The organism is Alcaligenes sp. 13f (assembly GCF_020496585.1).
Lineage (GTDB): Bacteria > Pseudomonadota > Gammaproteobacteria > Burkholderiales > Burkholderiaceae_B > Alcaligenes > Alcaligenes phenolicus.
The window spans coordinates 218,098-237,358 of the sequence record NZ_JAHKKC010000003.1 but is presented as its reverse complement, the minus strand read 5'-3'; the positions used below and the strand labels follow the sequence as shown (position 1 = coordinate 237,358).

The window sequence follows — 19,261 nt, the reverse complement described above, 5'->3', positions numbered from 1 at the left end:
CTCGTATTTACAGGAAGCACTATGAGTTATGCCAATAACGAGGCCGCCTTGTCGGGCCTGACCCAGGATCATCAGGTCCATCGGGATGCCTATCTGGACGAGGACGTCTTTCAACTGGAAATGGAACGGCTGTTCAGCCGTGCCTGGCTCTATGTGGGCCATGAAAGTCAGGTGCCCAAAACGGGCGATTATGTATCGGTGACCTTGGCACAAAGCCCCGTCATCATGCTGCGCCATAGCGATGGCTCGGTGCGGGTGGTGATGAACCGTTGCGCCCATAAGGGGGCCAGACTGGTCAGCGAACCCAGCGGTAATGTGGGCAAGATGCTGCGTTGTCCATACCACGCCTGGACCTACAAGCTGGATGGCTCGCTGCTGGCGGTGCCGCTGAAAAATGCCTATGAAAACACGGAGTTTTCACAATGTCCGGCTGCGGGCGGCCTGTCCACACCGGGGGCGGTAGAAAGCTATCGCGGCTTTGTGTTTGCCCGCCTCAGTAAGGAAGGGTTCAGCCTGCAAGAGTATTTCGGTGATGTGCTGCAGGCCCTGGACAATATGGCGGATCGCTCGCCGGAAGGGGAGTTGCAGGTGGCTGGCGGTTCGATTCGTACCGTCATCAACTGCAACTGGAAGATGTACATGGAGAACATCAACGACACCGTGCATCCCATCTCCACGCATGAGTCGGCCTCCAGCTCGGCAGCCAAAGTGGGTGAAGTGTTCAAGGAAGAAGACCCCACCGCGCTGGAGCAATTGCTGCCCTTCGGTTCGGGCTACGACTTCTATTCACGCATGGGCGTGGAAACGTACCCGAACGGGCACAGCATTCTGGGCACCAAGTTCAGCATTCATACCGACTACTCCGGGATTCCGGGTTACGAAGCCATGATGAACGAAGCCTGGGGCGAGGAGAAAGCGGCTCGGGTGCTGGGTTTCAATCCTCAGAACGTGGTGTTTTACCCGAGCATGGCAGCCAAGGGTTCGCCGCAGATTATTCGTGTATTGCGACCTTTGGCGGTAGACCGAACCTTGCTGGAAGTATGGGTGTTTCAGCCCAAAGGAGCGCCGCGTGAAATGCTGGATCGCGGCCTGACGTACAGCCGTCTGGTGTATTCCCCCATGAGCGTCGTCGCCCATGATGATGTGCACTTGTTCGAGAGCCAGCAAGCCAGCCTGAAAGCCCAAGGCAATCCGTGGGTGAATCTGCTGCGTCAATACGATGCGCAAGAAGGCGAGCAGGGCAAGGGCAGCTTTGACGACGCGAATAATGAATGGGTCATACGCAACCAATACCGTGCCTGGAAGCAAGGCATGAAGCAGCAGGAGCAGGAATGATGGGGACGGTGCAAGAGCAGGGCCAGCGTAGCGGTCGAGGAGAGCATGCATGGCAAGATGGTCAGCAACAGCAATATCAACATAAGGCGCAGCAGCCATTGAATCCGCAGCAAAACCAGCGTCTGGGCCAAATGGAGAGTCTGAAACAAAGCCTGCAAGACTTTGTATGGCAAGAGAACGCCCTGCTGGACGAGGGGCGTTTTGACGAATGGTATGAGCTGTTCGCACAGGATGGGCTGTACTGGATTCCTGGTGAGTCCGGCCAGGAAAGCCCGGAAGGGCGCATGTGTATTGCCTTGGAAAACCGTATGTTGATGCGCTTGCGTATCGACCGTCTGTCGCACCATCGTGCCTTTTCCTTGCAACCCGGTGTACGTGGTCTGCGTGTGATTCAGCATCCACGTGTTCAGTCTGAATATCCTGATGAAGATGGCTGCTATACCGTGCGCACCAATCTGATTTATTCGGAGTATCAGAAGCAAAAAACCGAGGTTCTGCCCGCTACTGCCTCTTACCGTTTGCGCGCCGTCGATCAGGCTTGGGAGATTGTGGAAAAGCGGGTGGACTTGCTGAGTGTGGATGGCTATTTGCCCACTATTCAGCTATTCATTTAGGCCCTATATGCACATGAATGACCCATCACCAGGCTATCGCAGCCTGCCGTGTGAAGGCATGGACGACAGCATGGCTTATCGCCTGCTGACGTCCCTGATCGTGCCGCGCCCCATTGCCTGGGTATGTACCTTGGAGGAGTCGGGCAGTGTGAATCTGGCACCGTTCAGCTCCTTTAACTATGTGGCGCACAGCCCGCCCATGCTGGCGATCAATATCAACCGCAATGAGGATGGCAGCTTGAAGGATACGGCCCGTAATTTGCAGGCCAATAAAGAGTGTGTGGTGCAGTTATGTCGTCAGTCTGATCTGGCTGCGGTACATGCCAGTGCTGCTGCTTTGCCGCCCGGTCAGAGTGAGGTCAAGGAGTTGGGCATGAGTCTTGTGCCCAGCCAGCATGTGCGCGTACCCCGACTGGATGGGGCAGCCGTGCAGATGGAGTGCAGGCTGGATCAGGTGGTGGATTTGGGACGGGGAGTTAACCAGCTGCATATTCTGGAAGTGCTGGCCTTCCATGTGGATTCATCCTTGATGGACGAAAAAGGGAGAGTGGATCTGGAGGCGTATCGGCCTTTGGCTCGGTGGGCTGGACCGTATTATGCACAGCGGGGAGATATTCTTCTTCCTTGATGTCATTGCCTGTTGATTGGTTTTCGTCCTGGCTGTGTTTGTAGATCAGTGAGTTTTGGCTAAGGGCCTGCTTTTTTGCTCTACACAGATGACTGAAACATAGACAGCTTTCAAGGGCATATAACATCAAGCCTGCAATAGACACTTTCGGTTGGGCCAGAAACAAAAAAAACCGCCTTGTGGGCGGTTTTTTTGACTACTGAGCAAGGCGCAAAACTTAATAAACGCCTTGATGACGCATGGCATTGGCGACTTTGACAAAGCCGGCAATATTGGCGCCGTTAACGTAGTTGATGAAGTTGCTTTCTTGACCATAGTTCACACAATTTTCGTGGATGTCACGCATGATGGAGTGCAGCTTTGCGTCAACTTGTTCGCGTGTCCAGCTCAAGCGCTGGGCGTTTTGGCTCATTTCCAGACCGGATACGGCAACACCGCCCGCATTGCTGGCTTTGCCTGGGGCATACAGGATCTTGGCGTGGATAAAGGCATCGACTGCATCCAGCGTGCTGGGCATATTGGCACCTTCGGCAACGCAACGTACACCGTTCTTGATCAGGATTTCTGCATCCTTGCCGTCCAGTTCGTTCTGGGTGGCGCAAGGCAGGGCGACATCCACAGGGATATGCCAAGGACGTTTGCCTTGTTCGTACAGCAGGTGATGTTGCTGGGCGTAATCGACCAGACTGCCACGCTGTACATTTTTAACGTGCATCAGGGAAGCCAGTTTTTCACGCGTAAAGCCATCCATGTCCACCACGCAACCTTGCGAGTCGGAAACGGTAACGACTTTGGCACCCAGATCCAGGCATTTTTCAATGGCGTACTGAGCCACATTGCCCGAGCCGGAAACGGACACTGTCATGCCGTCCAAGGATAGCCCTTTACGTGCCAACATTTCCTGTACGAAATATACGGTGCCATAACCGGTGGCCTCAGGACGAATCAAACTGCCGCCAAAGCACAAATCCTTGCCGGTGAACACACTGGCTGCGCTGTTGGAGAGTTTTTTCATCATGCCGGCCATAAAGCCCACTTCACGCGCACCCACGCCGATATCACCAGCAGGAACGTCGGTATCGGGGCCCAGGTGACGGTACAGCTCAACGATCAGGGCCTGGCAAAAGCGCATCACTTCGCCATCCGACTTGCCTTTGGGATCAAAGTCCGAGCCGCCTTTGCCGCCGCCCATGGGCAGAGTGGTCAAGGCATTCTTGAAGGTCTGTTCAAACGCCAGAAACTTCAAAATGGACAGGTTCACCGAAGGGTGAAAGCGCATGCCGCCCTTGAAAGGACCGATGGCATTGCTGTGCTGAATACGGAAGCCGCGATTGACCTGAACCTGGCCGCGATCATCTACCCAGGAAATACGAAACTGGATAGCACGTTCGGGTTCGACCAGACGCTCGAGCAGACCATGATCGGCGTACTGGGGGTTTTTCTCGATGAAGGGCCACAAGCTGGTCATGACTTCCCGAACGGCCTGCATGAATTCAGGCTGGTTGGGGTCGCGGGACTGCACTCTGGCTAGGAACTGTTCTAGAGAGATAGATTTCATTGCAAGCGAACTCTGTTTGCAATACTGAGAACTCGAGTCGAACTCAGCAGATTGAAAGAATGGATGCACGGGAATGCACCCGATCATACGCCCATCGCAAGCAAGCCTCTCGTATAGAGAGGCTTGCGCAGGATGTTCGATTTACTTCTTCATCATGTCGAAGAATTCGGAGTTGGTCTTTGTGGCCCGGATTTTGTCCAGGATAAACTCCATGGCTTCAATTTCATCCATCCCATGGATGAACTTGCGCAGAACCCAGACCTTTTGTAGAAGGTCGGGCTTGATCAGCAACTCTTCACGACGTGTGCCTGATTTGTTCAGGTTGATGGCTGGGTAAATACGTTTCTCGGCCAGACGGCGCTCCAGATGGATTTCGGAGTTGCCGGTACCTTTAAATTCTTCATAGATGACTTCGTCCATGCGGCTGCCGGTTTCGATCAGGGCAGTACCGATGATGGTCAAGGAGCCACCTTCTTCCAGATTACGGGCAGCGCCAAAAAAGCGTTTGGGGCGCTGCAGGGCGTTGGCGTCCACACCACCGGTCAAAACCTTGCCCGAAGCAGGGACCACAGTGTTGTAGGCGCGAGCCAGACGGGTAATGGAATCCAGCAGGATCACCACGTCTTTTTTCAATTCAACCAGGCGTTTGGCCTTTTCAATGACCATCTCGGCCACTTGCACGTGACGTGTGGCGGGTTCGTCAAAGGTGGAGGCCACTACTTCGCCGCGCACCGTGCGCTGCATCTCGGTTACTTCCTCGGGGCGCTCGTCCACCAGCAGGACGATCATGATGGCCTCGGGGTAATTGGTCGTGATGGCGTGAGCCATGTGCTGCATCATCACGGTTTTACCGGATTTGGGGCTGGCCACGATCAGGGCGCGCTGGCCTTTACCGATAGGCGAGAAGATATCCAGGATACGGCCTGTGATGTTCTCTTCGCTTTTGATGTCGCGCTCCAGGCGCATGGGCTGGTCCGGGTGCAGCGGCGTCAGGTTCTCAAACATGATGCGATGTTTGATGGCCTCGGGCTGCATGCCGTTAACCTTGTCAACTTTTACCAGGGCAAAGTAGCGCTCGCCGTCTTTAGGGGTGCGCACTTCACCTTCAATGGAGTCACCCGTGTGCAGATTGAAACGACGTATCTGCGAAGGGGAGATGTAGATATCGTCTGTGCTGGCCAGGTAAGAGGTTTCTGGCGAACGCAGAAAGCCAAAACCATCAGGCAGGACTTCAAGCACCCCGTCGCCGAAAATCTGCTCGCCCTTTTTGGCGTGCTTTTTCATGATGGCGAACATCAGCTCTTGCTTGCGCAAGCGGTTCGCGTTGTCGATTTCCAGAGTGGCAGCCATTTCTAGCAGCTGCGAGACGTGCAGAGCTTTTAATTCGTTCAGGTGCATGGGAGTGGGGAAGGGCTTTCAGCAGCAGACCGCAGGCCAGCGAAGGGCCTGCGTGCGGTTAATCAGAGATTACAGGGAGCTGTCGAGAAACGCGCTAAGTTGGGACTTGGAAAGTGCACCGACTTTAGTTTCGGCCACTTTGCCGTCTTTAAACAGCATGAGCGTTGGAATACCGCGAACACCATATTGAGCTGGGGTGTCGGGATTTTCATCGACGTTGAGCTTAGCGATGATAACACGACCTTGGTACAGTTCGGCTGCCTCATCAAGCAAAGGGGCAATCATTTTACAAGGACCGCACCAGGCAGCCCAGTAATCGACCAGAACGGGGAGGTCGGCGTTAAGGACGTCAGACTCAAAGGAGGCGTCCGTGATGTGTTTAATGGAGTCGCTCATGGCTAGATACAAAAAAAGTGAGAATAACGAAAAACTATACGTGTGGCGTGACCTGAGCACAATGTATTCTACGGCCAATTGCGACGGTCTTGTTGCCAATTTTTGACAGGATACCATTGCGTCTGGTTGATAATGTGCATTCGCTGCGCAACGCGCGCCAATAAAGCGTTTCCCCACTGGCGCCTAACCACTCGTAAAATAGCGTTTTTCTGTACGATCTACCGGGAATCAAGTTGTCTACTACACGTTACGACGAATCTTCTATACGGGTGCTCAAAGGGCTGGAACCGGTCCGTCAGCGCCCGGCCATGTATACCCGCACGGATAATCCCCTGCATATTGTGCAGGAGGTCATCGATAACGCGGCCGACGAAGCCCTGGCTGGTTTTGCCCGCACACTGACTGTCACCTTGCTGGAGGACGGCGGCATACAGGTTGAGGATGACGGGCGCGGTATTCCTGTTGGCTTGCACCCTGAAGAAAATGCGCCGGTGGTTGAACTGGTGTTCACGCGACTGCACGCCGGGGGCAAGTTCGACAAGCTCAATGGCGGTGCCTACGCCTTTTCTGGTGGTTTGCACGGGGTGGGTGTGTCGGTGACCAACGCCTTGTCGCGCCGTCTGGAAGTGCTGGTCTGGCGCGATGGCCAGGCCAACGAGATTGTGTTTGCCGACGGCGAGCTGGAGCAGCCCCTGACCCAAACGGGCACGGTGGCCAAGCGCAAGACGGGTACCCGTGTGCGGGTCTGGCCCGATGCTAAATATTTTGACTCCGCCCAGATTCCCCTGGCCCAACTGACTCATATCCTGCATAGCAAGGCCGTCCTGCTGGAAGGCGTGACGGTGGAACTGGTGCAGCAAAAAACCGGTCAGCGCCAGCAGTGGCGCTACGAGGACGGTTTGCGCGGCTACCTGCAGGAGGAAATGGAAGGGGTGGAGCTGCTGGTTCCCCTGTTTGAAGGCCGCCAGTACGCCCCGCAAGATGACGATAATTTCTCCGCCGGCGAAGGTGCGCATTGGGTGGTGGCCTGGGCGCTGGACTCCAATATTGTGCGTGAGTCCTATGTCAATCTGATCCCAACCCCAGCGGGGGGAACACACGAATCGGGCTTGCGCGATGGCTTGTATCAAGCCGTGCGCAGTTTTGCCGAACTGCATAGCCTGATTCCCAAAGGCGTCAAGCTGCAGGCCGAGGACGTCTTTGCCCGTGCCAGCTTTGTGCTCTCGGCCAAAGTGCTGGACCCGCAGTTTCAAGGGCAGATCAAGGAAAAGCTCAATAGCCGTGACGCCGTGCGTCTGGTCAGTGGCTATGTGCGCAATGCGCTGGAACTGCATCTGCATGCCAATGTGGATCAGGGTCGCAAATTGGCTGAAGTGGCGGTGCGTCAGGCTCAGGCCCGTACCCGTTCGGCGCAGAAGGTGGAGAAACGCAAGAGCTCGGGCGTGGCCGTGTTGCCCGGCAAGCTGACGGATTGCGAGTCGCACGATCTGGAAAGTTCGGAACTGTTTCTGGTCGAGGGTGACTCGGCTGGCGGTTCGGCCAAGATGGGCCGTGACAAGGAATTTCAGGCTATCTTGCCCCTGCGCGGCAAGGTTCTGAACGCTTGGGAGGTCGATAAGGACCGCTTGTTCGCTAACCAGGAAATTCACGATATTTCCGTGGCGATCGGCGTGGACCCGCACGACGCCCAGTCCGAGCCGGATCTGTCCGGTTTGCGTTATGGCCGTATCTGTATCCTGTCTGATGCGGACGTGGACGGCTCGCACATTCAGGTGCTGTTGTTGACGCTGTTCTTCCGTCACTTCCCCAAACTGATCGAGGCGGGCCACGTGTATGTGGCGCGTCCCCCCTTGTTCCGCGTAGACGTGCCTGCCGCCGGCAAACGCCCAGCCCGCAAGATCTACTGTCTGGATCAGGGCGAGCTGGACGCGACACTGGAAAAGCTGCGCAACGAAGGTATACGTAACGAGTCCTGGAGCATCAGCCGCTTTAAAGGTCTGGGTGAAATGAGTGCGGAGCAGTTGTGGGATACCACCATGAATCCGGACACCCGCCGCTTGCTGCCTGTGCATTGGGGCGAGGATGGCCTGAGCGATACACAAGCCATGTTCACCATGCTGATGGGCAAGGGTGAGGCCTCGGCCCGCCGAGCCTGGTTGGAAGAAAAAGGCAATTTGGCCGATCTGGACGTCTGAGCCCGACTTAAGAGTTATTTATGGATAGCAATCAATTGGATTTTGAACCGGCGGGATCGGACGATAGCATCACGCTGGCGACTTACGCGGAACAGGCTTATCTGGATTACGCCGTTTCAGTGGTACGTGGACGTGCCTTGCCCGATCTGACCGATGGCCAGAAACCGGTGCAGCGCCGCATTTTGTACGCGATGGATGCCATGGGTCTGGGCCCGACGGCCAAGCCCGTGAAGTCGGCCCGAGTGGTGGGGGATGTGCTGGGTAAATATCACCCGCACGGTGACCAGGCCGCCTATGATGCCATGGTGCGTATGGCGCAGGATTTTGTGCTGCGTTATCCGCTGGTAGACGGGCAGGGCAACTTTGGCTCGCGCGACGGCGACAATGCCGCCGCCATGCGTTACACGGAAGCACGTTTGACACCGTTCTCGCGTCTGCTGCTGGACGAGCTGGACGAAGGCACAGTGGACTTCATCCCCAACTACGATGGCAGCCAGAAAGAGCCGGTGACTTTGCCTGCACGCCTGCCCATCATGCTGCTTAACGGCGCATCGGGGATTGCCGTCGGGATGGCGACCGAGATTCCTTCGCACAACCTGCGTGAAGTCGCCCAAGCCTGCGTCAGCTTGCTGCGCAATCCGAATTTGAGCGATCAGGACATACACGAGATCGTCCCCGGCCCGGACTTTGCGGGTGGTGGTCAGATTATTTCCGCCGCAGACGATATTGCGGCGGTGTACGCCCAAGGCCGTGGCTCCATCAAGGCTCGTGCCCGTTGGGTATTCGAGGAAATGGCACGTGGCCAATGGCAATTGGTCGTCACTGAATTGCCGCCCGGCAGCTCCTCCCAGCAGATTCTGGAAGAGATTGAAGAGCGCACCAATCCCAAGGTCAAGGCTGGCAAGAAATCGCTGAGCACCGAGCAACAGCAAACCAAAGCCTTGATGCTGAACATGCTTGATGCCGTGCGTGATGAGTCGGGTAAGCAGGCTGCGGTGCGCCTGGTCTTTGAACCCAAATCCCGCGCGATTGATCGGGACGAGTTTGTGACCACCTTGCTGGCGCAGACCAGCCTGGAGCGCAACGTCTCCATCAACCTGGTATGTATTGATACGGATGGCCGTCCCGGTCAGCGTTCCTTGCGCCAGGTGTTGCTGAACTGGCTGGAATTCCGCCGTCACACGATGGAGCGTCGTACTCGTTACCGTCTGGATAAGGTCACCGACCGTATTCATGTGCTGCAAGGGCGCATGGTGGTGTACCTGAATGTGGATGAAGTCATCCAAACTATTCGTGAATCCGACGAGCCGCGTGCCGCCCTGATGGAGCGCTTTGATCTGAGCGAGCGTCAGGCCGACGATATTCTGGAAATGCGCTTGCGTCAGTTGGCGCGTCTGGAAGGCTTCAAGATCGAGAAAGAGCTGAAAGAGCGTCTGGACGAGCAGGAGTCTTTGCAAAAGCTGCTGGACGATCCCAAAGCCTTGAAGCGTCTGATGATTCGTGAGATTGAAGCAGACGTTAAAACCTATGGTGATGACCGTCGTACCCTGATTGAAGCGGCCGAGCGCGCTGTGCTGGAAACCAAGGTGGTTGACGAGCCGGTTACCGTGATTGTGTCGCGCAAAGGCTGGCTGCGTTCACGCCAGGGCCATGGCCATGACGCCTCGCAATTCAGCTTCAAGACCGGCGATGGCTTGCGCGATGCGCTGGAGTGTCGCAGTACCACGGACCTGGTCGCCATCGGCACCGATGGCCGGGTCTATACTGTTCCGGTCTCCAGTTTGCCTTCAGCGCGTGGCGATGGTCAGCCCATTACCTCCATGATTGAAGTCAGCCCCAGTGCGCCCATTGAGCATATTCTGGGGGCGCCTTTGGACCAGAACTACTTGCTGGCTGCCTGCGACGGTTACGGTTTTGTGGCTTCTCAGGGCGACATGAATACACGGCAGAAAGCGGGCAAGCAGTTTGTCACCGTCGAGGATGGCAAAAAGCTGCTCAAGCCCTTGGCCTTGCGCCCGGATGATCAGTACGTGGGCCTGCTCAGCGAGCAGGGACGTTTCCTGGTGGTGGACATCAAGGAGCTGAAAGTGCTGTCCAAAGGGGGGCGTGGCACGGTGCTGATCAAACTGAACGAGGGCGATACGCTCAGTCAATGGGTTGCCTTTGGTGAGGCGGGTCTGGCCGTCAGCGGAGTGAACCGTAAGCGTCCGTCCACCATCGTGATGGATCTGGACATGCTGGCCAATTATCTGGGCAAGCGGGCAGGCAAGGGCAAGGCCCTGTCGCTTAAATTGAACGACCCTGTGCTGCATCGGCCTGAAGAGTCCTGAATTTGTATAGCCGCCGGAGGCTGGCCCTCCGCCTGATAGATTTCTTTTTTGAGTGTTGGATATGAGTTTCAAAGTCACGGTTCAGCCCAGCGGGCACAGTTTTGACGTACAGCCCGGACAGTCTGTGCTGGATGGCGCGCTCAATGCCGGTATTGTCTTGCCCTACAGTTGCCGCAATGGCACCTGTTCGTCTTGCCGTGGCAAGGTCATTGAAGGCGAATACGATGCAGGCCGTGCGCCCGAGCAATTGCTGAGCGAAGAGGACCGCGCTGCAGGTTACACCCTGTTCTGTCAGGCCAAGCCCAGCAGCGACATGTTGATCGAATCGCACGAAATTCGCATGGCGACCGATATCCAGATTCGTAAAATGCCGTCGCGCGTGGTGGGTCTGGAAAAAGTACGTGATGATGTGATGGTGGTGCGTTTGCAAATGCCATCTTCCGAGCCATTCCGTTACTACCCGGGTCAGTACCTGGAATTCATCCTGAAAGACGGCAGCCGTCGTAGTTATTCCATGGCGACACCGCCACGGGAAGACAATCAGGTGGAATTGCATATCCGTCACATGCCCGGTGGCGTGTTTACCGACCACGTCTTTGGTGCCGGTGCTACCGCCATGAAAGAGCGCGAGATTCTGCGCGTAGAAGCACCTTTGGGTTCTTTCTTCCTGCGCGAAGATAGCGCGGCTCCTATGGTTTTCCTGGCCAGCGGTACAGGTTTTGCTCCGATCAAGGCCTTGATCGAGCGCCTGATTCAAACCGGCAGCCAGCGCGAAGTCGCCCTGTACTGGGGCGGGCGTCGACCCAAGGATCTGTACCAGTCCGAACTGGCCGAGAAATGGGCCAGCGAACTGCCTAACTTGCGTTTCATTCCGGTGATTTCCGACGCTCAGCCTGAAGATGGCTGGACAGGTCGTACCGGCTTTGTGCATCAGGCCGTATTGGCTGATTTGCCTGATCTGTCGGCCTGGCAGGTGTACGCCTGTGGCGCGCCGGGCATGGTTGAAGCGGCCCGCAAGGATTTTGTGGAGCAGGCTCAACTGAATCCGGACAATTATTTTGCAGATGCCTTTACGTCGCTGGCAGACGTCAAGTAAGCGTCTTGATCAATAGCTCAACAAGCGGACAGTACACATGAAAGTAGCAGTTCTGGGCAGCGGCATTATTGGGGTATCAACTGCCTGGTGGCTCAGCCAGCAAGGTTGTGAGGTGGTGGTCGTGGATCGGGGAACCGGTCCCGCGCAGGAAACCTCGCGTGCCAATGGCGGGCAAATCTCGGTCTCGTATGCCGAGCCCTGGGCCAACCCGAAAATGCCGCTCAAACTGCTGAAATGGTTGTTGCAGGATGATGCTCCCTTGTTGTTCCGTCCGCGTCTGGACCTGCGCCAGTGGCGCTGGTGCCTGTCTTTCTTGCGAGAGTGCCTGCCGGGGCGGGTTACGCCCAATGTGCGCGCGCTGGTGGCCATGGCGGAATACAGCCGCAGCACGCTCAAGCAATTGCGTCCCAGCCTGGATTTTGATTATCGCCATCAGGAAAAAGGCATCATTACGTTTTACCGGGATGCCCAAAGCCTGGACGACTCCCAGCAAATGGCCGACGTCATGCGAGATATGGGAGTGGACCGCCGCATCATGAGCGTGGACGAACTGGTGCAGCTGGAGCCTGCCCTGGCATCAGCGCGCGGCCAGATCGTGGGTGGCGACTACACCAAAGATGATGAGTCGGGCGATGCCAATCAATTCACCTGCGGTTTGGCGGCCATGGCCAGGCGAGCCGGAGTGGAATTTCGCTTTTCTACCCAAATCACCCGTTTGCTGACGGCCAAGGGCCGAGTGGTGGGGGTCGAGGTTATAGGCGCGGATGGTGCGTACGACTCCATACAGGCAGACGCCTTCGTGGTGGCCATGGGTAGTTTCAGCCCTACCGTCCTGCAGCCGCTGGGAATTTCCTGCCCCGTTTATCCGGCCAAAGGCTATTCGGCCACCTTCCCGGTGCTGGTCCCCGAGGGCGCGCCTACTGTCAGCCTGACAGATAAAGATCACAAACTGGTTTTTTCCCGCCTGGGCGATAGCCTGCGGGTTGCTGGAACGGCCGAATTGTCGGGCTATACGCGTAGCTTGAACCCCGCCCGCTGTCAGGCTTTGTTAACGCATGTGGCTGATCTGTTCCCAAGCGCATTGGATTTTGATAATGTTCATTTCTGGTCAGGACTGCGTCCTGCCACAGCATCAAATGTCCCACTGATAGGCCGATCCTCCATTCCCAACCTGTACCTGAATACCGGGCATGGCACCTTGGGGTGGACCATGGGCATAGGCTCTGGCCGAGCCTTGGCGGACCTGGTCATGGGGCACAAACCCGAACCTGAATTTCCTTTTTTATCTTGAAGGATGTATGAAAAATCTACGCGGATTACTGTTGAAACGTGGTGTTATGGCTTTGGCGATGGCAGCGGGTGGCTCAGCCGCTTTGCTGTTCGGGTCGACCGCCCTGGCAGCCGTTGATATTCAGGTCTGGACCGCTTTGAACTCGCACAATCAGGACGAGTTCGAACGCTTGGTTCGGGATTTCAATCGTAGCCAGAGCGACGTCAAGGTGTCGGTCAAGGCGCATGACACAGAAGCCTCTTTGGAGCAGGTCATGCAAGCGGGCAAGGATTTGCCCAATCTGGTGCAGTTAGGCGAGATGTCCGGCCTGGACGAGGTCGCCGACCGCTCCTACATCATGCCCATGCACACCTTGCTGGCTCGGGAAAAAATGGACAATGTGTCCTGGTTCCTGGCTTCGAATTCCTTTGTGCGCAATGGCCGTGGCCAATTGCAAGGCTTCCCCTACATGGCCGAAATTCCGGTCATGTACTACAACCTGGAAGCGTTTGATAAAGCCAAGATCGAGCCTCCCGTGCCCAGCCGCGTCTGGCTGGACTTGCAAGCTCAACTGGTTGATCTGGCCAATAAAGGCTCGCGCCGTTGTCCTTTGACCTCCGACCAGTCTGTCTCCATCAACCTGGAAAACCTGGCAGCGGTTAATAACCAGATTTACGGTCTGGCACCCGGCCCCAAGGTTAAAGGCAAAGTGGGCTTTGATTTTGACGTGATGTATATCCGTCACTTGTCCATGATGATCAGCTGGGTGAAATCCGAGCTGATGGTCAAACCCGGCACCTTGCCCGAGTCGCCCCAGCGTTTTGCCAAGGGTGAATGTGCAGTCATGTTCTCCAACTCCGGCCATATCGGTGAGTACAGCGACACGCGCGGCCTGAAGTACGCTGTGACTGGTCTGCCTTACTACCCTGAAGTCACCCAAACCCCCGGCAAGCCTTTTGTGACCGGCTCGGCGCTGTGGGCGGTGAAAGGCCATAACGCTGAACAGAACCAGGCCTCGGCCCGCTTCATCAGCTGGTTGGCCCAGCCAGAGAATGCCGCTCGCTGGTATCAGAAAACAGGCTTTTTGCCTGTAAGCCGTGAAGCCTTTAACGCGACGGGTAGTGACTACTACAAGGACAAGGGCGACTGGATGCACCTGGTGGGCGCCTACAGCAGCGGTACATCGGGTACAGCCAAGGGCAACTTCCGGAACTACCGTCAGATTCGCGCCGTGTTCAACCAGAGCCTGGAAAGCGCGCTGGACGGTCAGCAACCTGCCATGACGGCCTTGCGTACCGCCGCCACGGAAGCCAACCGACTGGTGGCTCAGAAAGGACGCTGATTTATCTGTGCGTACAAGCCGATCTAGCGGCTTGAGCGAGCATCCTTGAAGATAAACCCCATGCCCTTGACGGGACATGGGGTTTTTTCTTTGGGTGCTCGCAATGCGTTTTCTTGTCCGTTTCTGCGTCTTGCTGATGTGTGGCCTGGGGTTGTCTGCCTGTCAGACCAGTCAGGAGCCTGATGGCCTGTTGGCTGATCCGGGAACACGCGTCTTTAACTTCGATTGGCGCTTGTCTGGCGACCCTCAAGTCGGCCCTATGCAGGTGTTTGATAATGGCAGGCGTATCTGGCTGCATTTTGCACCGGAGCAGATGCTGCCAGCGGTGTTGGGGCGCAGGAATGGACAGGAAACGCTGCTGTCTTTGAAGCCCTTGGGGCAGTTTCAAGTGATTGAAGGCCTGTGGACGGAGTTGATATTTCGGGCCGGACGAGCACAGGCGCAGGCTAGTTTCGGGCGCAAGAGTGCCCATGCTGAGGGTGCTGCAACACTTGGCGTAGAGGCATCGGATGCCTTGTCACAGGATCGCAGCCAACAGAAGGATCACCAGCTGACCCAAGCTAGTTTTTCTCAGCGTGATGATTCTCTACCAAGCCATTTCCCATTAAGTCGTTCCGATATCCGCTCTTCCGAGCAAAGCAGTTTGTTTTCTGGAAAGCCTGTGCCAGATTGGATGGCGGCTCAAGTGAAGGAGGGCGAGTCTGCCCCTGGGAATGTGTTGCAGACACAAGCCTTTCAAGCCCGTTCAGAGTTGCTGCCAGTCTCAGCTCCTGGTGTGGATGCACAGTCCATTGCAGAGCCTGTTTTTGAACTGCGAATCAAGGATAGAACCTTGAGGCAGGCATTGGTCCGATGGGCTAAGCAAGCGCAATGGGTTTTTGCACCTGAGCATTGGACTTTGGAGGTCGATTTCCCTATCAAGGCGGCGGCTCGCTTTGAGGGGGACTTTGAGACTGCTGTGGCTCAGTTGTTGGCGGCTGCCCAACTGAATGCTCATCCTTTGCAGGCCTGTTTTTACTCAAATCAGGTGCTCAGGATTCTGGCTTGGCCGCAAGCCTGTGATCCCAGTGCTTCGCCCGAGGGACAGTCATGAATTATCTCTGTCTCTTGCTTTTGCCGCTGATAGCGGCTTGCAGCTTGCAAACAGCAGGGCAGCATGTTGATCAGGCATGGCTGGATGATGCCGTGGTGTTGGATGGCAACAGTCCATCCTCCGTGGCCCATGCTCAGTCTGTCGACAAGCCCTGGTTGCTGGGGGCGGCGGTGCCTTTACGAAAACCGGCTGCCTTGCCAGCGGCATTGCGCTCCAGACAAACCTTCAGTTTTTCTTTGGAAGCGCCTTTGCCCGATCTGGATGAGCTGGCGCGTCGTTTGTCTTTATTGTCTGATTTGAGCGTTTTCATTAGCCCGCAGGCTCGTTTGCCTTTAACGCACTTCCCGCCACGAACCGCTGGGCAGGAGGGGTCGGAATCGGCTCGGCAGGGAGGTCTGATTTTTGAACAACTGCGTTTGTCAGCCTTGTTGGATAAGGTTGCAGCGGTATATGGCCTGAAGTGGCGTTATCAGGCAGGCCGTATTGAGCTGTATCGCGATGAGAGTTCTCTGGCTTTGGGGCAGCAGTCTGGATTGCGACAAGTAGACGGGTCAGGGACAGGGGACTTAATTGGTCGAGGTGTGAAATGAGTTCTGTCTTGCCTGAGCGGGAGTACTGGTTTGGGTTGCAGTGGGTGGATGCCGGGGACGGTATGCGGCGGACTGAAAATCGTCGGATGAAGAGATCGTATTGGACTTGCTTGATGGGAGTGAAAGGGGGGCTGAGAGAACAGGCGCGTAAGCGAACGGAAAGGCAAATAGAAGAACTACAACAAGTACAGGAAAAGACTGATGAGGATGTAGCAGGGCAAACGGCAGGACAAACAGCAGGGCAGGCAATGGCTTGGGTTCCAAGTTGTTGGCTGAACAGCCGGAGGACCCAATCTGTCTTGCGCTTGGCCCAGAATGGGCCTTCAAGAGCCAGACTAACGCGAGTTCAGGCCTATTCCGCGGCTGCCTGTATGGCTGCCCACCACCCACAGGACGCAGTTTTTCTTTTATGGGCGGTGGCTCCTGGCCGTTTGTGGTTTCTGGTGCTTGAACATGGTCAGGTGATGGAAGGTAGCGATTGCCTCCTGGCTCAGATCGGGCAAGTGCAGACCTTGCGGCGGGCCATGCAGGCGCGTTATCCCTCTATACGTGAACTGCGGCAACCTGCTGATTTATGGGTCTGTCTGGAACAGGGCAGAAGACCGCAGGGCCGTATGCTGCGCCAGCCTGTCAGGCGTGTTGGTGGGTGTGAAAAGATCCCGCTTCGTCTGGCGGTTCTTTCTTTGCTGGTGTTGGCTACGCTTGGAAGCGTGTTCTCCCTTGATCTTCGGGCTCGCTTGGCTGCCATGGCGTCTGATTGGGAGCAAAGTCCATCACAGGAAGAGCATGGTTTGACGAGTATTCAATCTGTGTTGGGCTTGATTGAGGAGCTTCCTGCTCAGGGGGCAGACTGGCAATTGCAGCAGGTGGATTGTCGCCGTCAGGCCGGCTTGTGGGAGTGCAGGGCACATTACGGGTTTGAGGATGTGCAAAGTTTGAGTGCAGCCATGAATAGCCAGATTCGTGAGCCGAATGTGCTGGAGTTCACCGGCTTGGGGCAGGGGACTTTGAGTATCCGGCGCGGGTATCAGGTATTGATTCCCCAGTCCTTGGAAACGAAAGATCAGACGCGAATGCCAACTGCGGCATCTCCAGGTTTGCATGCCAAGCTGGCGGCCGTGCAGCCTGCTTTTATGCGCTTGTCATTGAGCCCCGCTCAGTGGGTTGAATCCTCCGCCGAAAATGAGCAAACAAGGGCAGGCGTGTGGCGCCGCTCCTGGCTCAGTCAATCACCCCTGCGTTCGGTGTATTTACTGGCGGCCCAGCTTCCTGAACTGCACTGGGAGCGTATGAGCTTGTCATTGAACTCGCGGTCCTACCCCTCGCTGCTGGGCAGCGCTTTTATCGTGGAGCTGGAAGGCTATGTTTATGAATCTGCGCAGCGGGATCTGGCTGATCAAGATCTGGCCGATTACATGCAGACCCCTTTTGAGTATTCTGTTTGGTCTGACGCTGATGTTTAGTGCACCGGCTTGGGCGATGGAAACCATGGCGACGATAGTAAGGGAGATGCTGTTGCTGGAAGCCGAACAGGCGCGGCAGAACATGTCGTCCTGCTTGAGGACACCACAGGAGCAAGAGGGGGCAAGTCAGCCTGATGTGGCCAAGATCAAATCCAGTAAGCCCACCCCTGCATTGAAGCTGAAAGCGATCTATGGAAAAGACACCCAGTTGCTAGCCGAAGTGCAGCATGAGCAGCGTCTGCTCTTGTTTCAGCAAGGACAGCTTTGGCCGATAGGGCGTGAGCGCGATAGGTCCATGCGCCTCTTGTCTTTGAGTAGTCGCTGTATTGAGCTTGAAATAGGGCAAACCCAGGCTCAAGCTGCGCAACCGCAACCGCAACCGCAACCGCAACCGCAACCGCAACCGCAACCGCAACCGCAACCGCAACCGCAACCGCAACCGCAACTGGAATTGCAATCCATCAAACTATGTTTGCCTTCCGGGCAGGGCCAAGTGTGACAGGACTTCTGCGATCCGCAGAAGCCCAGGCTTACTGCTTTGCAGGTTTCACGCCTGACTGTTCTTGAATCAGCAAGGCCGTGGGTTCGTGCAGCAGCAGACCAGACAGGCGGCTTCATAGAACCGAAGCAAGAAAAAACCCCGACATGATTTTCATCATATCGGGGTTGGAAGTTACTACGGAGCTTGTCGCTCGTCAGGCTTGAGCCTTGTTCTGCATTAGTCGCGGGTACCGCTCCAAGCGGCAATGGCGGCACGCTCTTCGTCGGTCATTTGCGTCATATTGCCCAAGGGCATGTACTTGGAGTGCACCACGGTCTTGACCTGTTCGGCGTGCAGTACCGTGTTGTCGATGGTATCGAGCAACATGCCGGCAGGGGCAGCCGTAAAGCCGAAGTCGGCATTGGGCTTGACCGCGTGACACTGAACACATCGTGCGTCCATGATTTCCTGGACACGGGCAACACTGATTGTTTCCGCACCGTTGGCAGCTTCAGGTGCACTGGCAACTTCACCCTTCAAGCTGGCAGGAGCCGCCAGGTAACCCACGATCAGCAGCAGCACAACACCGGCAGCCGGGTAGGCAGGCTTTTTGATGCCAGCGTGCATCAGCACGAAGTATTGACGGATCAGGGCACCGGCAAAGATGAACAGCACCATGATGATCCACGCATTGGGGTTGTTGTACGTGAACGAGTAGTGGTTGCTCAGCATCAGCAGCAGGACAGGCAGCGTGAAGTAGGTATTGTGTACCGAACGCTGTTTGCCGCGCTTGCCATCCAGAGGGTTGGGCGCCTGACCGGCTTTCAGTGCCTTGACCATGCGGCGCTGGCCGGGAATGATCCAGAAGAACACGTTGGCCGACATGCTGGTGGCCATGACAGCACCGGTCAGCAAGAACGCAGCACGACCCGAGAAGATGTGGGCGCTCAGGTAAGCCACGACCACCATCATGATCGCCACCGCCACGCTTAGCAGGCCGTCGCGGTTCATGTTGGGGCTGATCAGGCGGCACAGGCCGTTATAGACCACCCAGCCCAGTACCAGGAAGGCAATGGCCATGACGTTGGCCTGAGTGCCTGTCATTTGAGCCGCCCATTCCCAGGGACTGTTGGGGTTGACCAGATAGAACTCGGGCTTGGTCAGGTAGAGCAGGGCGAACAGGAAGAAGCCGGACAACCAGGTGGTGTAGGACTTCCAGAAAGACCAGTGCAGGTCATCAGGCAGTTCAGCCGGGTTGGTCAGGTATTTCTGGTTGTGATAGAAGCCGCCGCCGTGGACAGCCCACATCTCGCCAAACACACCGCGTTTCTTGCTTTCTTCGCCTTTGGGCGGTTTCAGGCCATTGTCCAGCATCACAAAGTAGATGGACTCGCCGATCCAGGCGACAGCCGCAATCACGTGCAACCAACGCAACAGCAGGTTGCCGTACTCAAGTAGGTAAGCGTACATAA

The 19,261-nt window shown here is 56.2% G+C and carries 16 protein-coding genes; 12 read left to right on the top strand and 4 right to left on the bottom strand.

What is annotated here, in order from left to right; genetic code table 11:
• The first annotated feature begins 21 nt into the window (after positions 1–21).
• The 3 genes from KOE80_RS03810 to KOE80_RS03800 are packed head-to-tail and all read left to right on the top strand — an operon-like array spanning position 22 to position 2,577.
• Positions 22–1,335, top strand: coding sequence for an aromatic ring-hydroxylating dioxygenase subunit alpha (locus KOE80_RS03810; RefSeq protein ID WP_063690659.1), 1,314 nt, complete (start codon positions 22–24; stop codon positions 1,333–1,335).
• A complete protein-coding gene (locus KOE80_RS03805; RefSeq protein ID WP_179136417.1) occupies positions 1,332–1,949 on the top strand; it encodes an aromatic-ring-hydroxylating dioxygenase subunit beta in 618 nt (205 codons plus the stop codon). Before KOE80_RS03810 ends, KOE80_RS03805 begins: the two co-directional genes overlap by 4 nt.
• Before the next feature lie 13 nt (positions 1,950–1,962).
• Positions 1,963–2,577: a flavin reductase family protein gene (locus KOE80_RS03800; RefSeq protein ID WP_179136418.1), complete on the top strand. Its 615-nt coding sequence runs from the start codon at positions 1,963–1,965 to the stop codon at positions 2,575–2,577.
• A gap of 217 nt (positions 2,578–2,794) precedes the next feature.
• On the opposite strand, the gene gdhA is transcribed toward KOE80_RS03800, so the two are convergent.
• The 3 genes from gdhA to trxA all read right to left on the bottom strand — a co-directional run bounded on the left by gdhA (position 2,795) and on the right by trxA (position 5,929).
• Positions 2,795–4,135 (bottom strand): NADP-specific glutamate dehydrogenase, encoded by a 1,341-nt coding sequence (gene gdhA, locus KOE80_RS03795; protein ID WP_009455932.1) that lies wholly within the window; start codon positions 4,133–4,135, stop codon positions 2,795–2,797.
• 141 nt (positions 4,136–4,276) lie between these two features.
• The gene (rho, locus tag KOE80_RS03790; protein ID WP_009455931.1) at positions 4,277–5,533 is read right to left on the bottom strand and encodes a transcription termination factor Rho; all 1,257 of its coding nucleotides are present in this window, start codon (positions 5,531–5,533) and stop codon (positions 4,277–4,279) included.
• Positions 5,534–5,602: 69 nt separating this feature from the next.
• A complete protein-coding gene (gene trxA / locus KOE80_RS03785) occupies positions 5,603–5,929 on the bottom strand; it encodes a thioredoxin TrxA (protein WP_009455930.1) in 327 nt (108 codons plus the stop codon).
• A gap of 227 nt (positions 5,930–6,156) precedes the next feature.
• Between trxA and KOE80_RS03780 the strand changes: the two genes are divergently transcribed.
• From KOE80_RS03780 to KOE80_RS03740, 9 genes are all read left to right on the top strand, one after another.
• The gene (locus tag KOE80_RS03780; protein ID WP_374698172.1) at positions 6,157–8,124 is read left to right on the top strand and encodes a DNA topoisomerase IV subunit B; all 1,968 of its coding nucleotides are present in this window, start codon (positions 6,157–6,159) and stop codon (positions 8,122–8,124) included.
• 20 nt (positions 8,125–8,144) lie between these two features.
• Positions 8,145–10,454, top strand: a complete 2,310-nt coding sequence (gene parC / locus KOE80_RS03775) for a DNA topoisomerase IV subunit A (protein ID WP_203145679.1) — start codon at positions 8,145–8,147, stop codon at positions 10,452–10,454.
• A 61-nt stretch (positions 10,455–10,515) separates the two neighbouring features.
• Positions 10,516–11,550, top strand: coding sequence for a CDP-6-deoxy-delta-3,4-glucoseen reductase (locus tag KOE80_RS03770; RefSeq protein WP_009455928.1), 1,035 nt, complete (start codon positions 10,516–10,518; stop codon positions 11,548–11,550).
• A 37-nt stretch (positions 11,551–11,587) separates the two neighbouring features.
• A complete protein-coding gene (locus KOE80_RS03765; protein WP_226348393.1) occupies positions 11,588–12,841 on the top strand; it encodes a D-amino acid dehydrogenase in 1,254 nt (417 codons plus the stop codon).
• A 7-nt stretch (positions 12,842–12,848) separates the two neighbouring features.
• On the top strand, positions 12,849–14,162 hold the full coding sequence (locus tag KOE80_RS03760; RefSeq protein WP_009455926.1) for an extracellular solute-binding protein: 1,314 nt from the start codon (positions 12,849–12,851) through the stop codon (positions 14,160–14,162).
• A gap of 103 nt (positions 14,163–14,265) precedes the next feature.
• Positions 14,266–15,255, top strand: a complete 990-nt coding sequence (locus tag KOE80_RS03755) for a TcpQ domain-containing protein (protein WP_226348392.1) — start codon at positions 14,266–14,268, stop codon at positions 15,253–15,255.
• Positions 15,252–15,845: a hypothetical protein gene (locus KOE80_RS03750; RefSeq protein ID WP_226348391.1), complete on the top strand. Its 594-nt coding sequence runs from the start codon at positions 15,252–15,254 to the stop codon at positions 15,843–15,845. Before KOE80_RS03755 ends, KOE80_RS03750 begins: the two co-directional genes overlap by 4 nt.
• A 371-nt stretch (positions 15,846–16,216) precedes the next feature.
• Complete coding sequence (locus KOE80_RS03745) at positions 16,217–17,308, top strand: hypothetical protein (protein ID WP_226348390.1); 1,092 nt, start codon at positions 16,217–16,219, stop codon at positions 17,306–17,308.
• Positions 17,274–17,807: a hypothetical protein gene (locus KOE80_RS03740; RefSeq protein WP_226348389.1), complete on the top strand. Its 534-nt coding sequence runs from the start codon at positions 17,274–17,276 to the stop codon at positions 17,805–17,807. Before KOE80_RS03745 ends, KOE80_RS03740 begins: the two co-directional genes overlap by 35 nt.
• Before the next feature lie 219 nt (positions 17,808–18,026).
• Here KOE80_RS03740 and KOE80_RS03735 read toward each other — a convergent pair whose 3' ends face one another.
• Positions 18,027–19,259: a urate hydroxylase PuuD gene (locus KOE80_RS03735; protein WP_009455921.1), complete on the bottom strand. Its 1,233-nt coding sequence runs from the start codon at positions 19,257–19,259 to the stop codon at positions 18,027–18,029.
• Between the last annotated feature and the right edge of the window lie 2 nt (positions 19,260–19,261).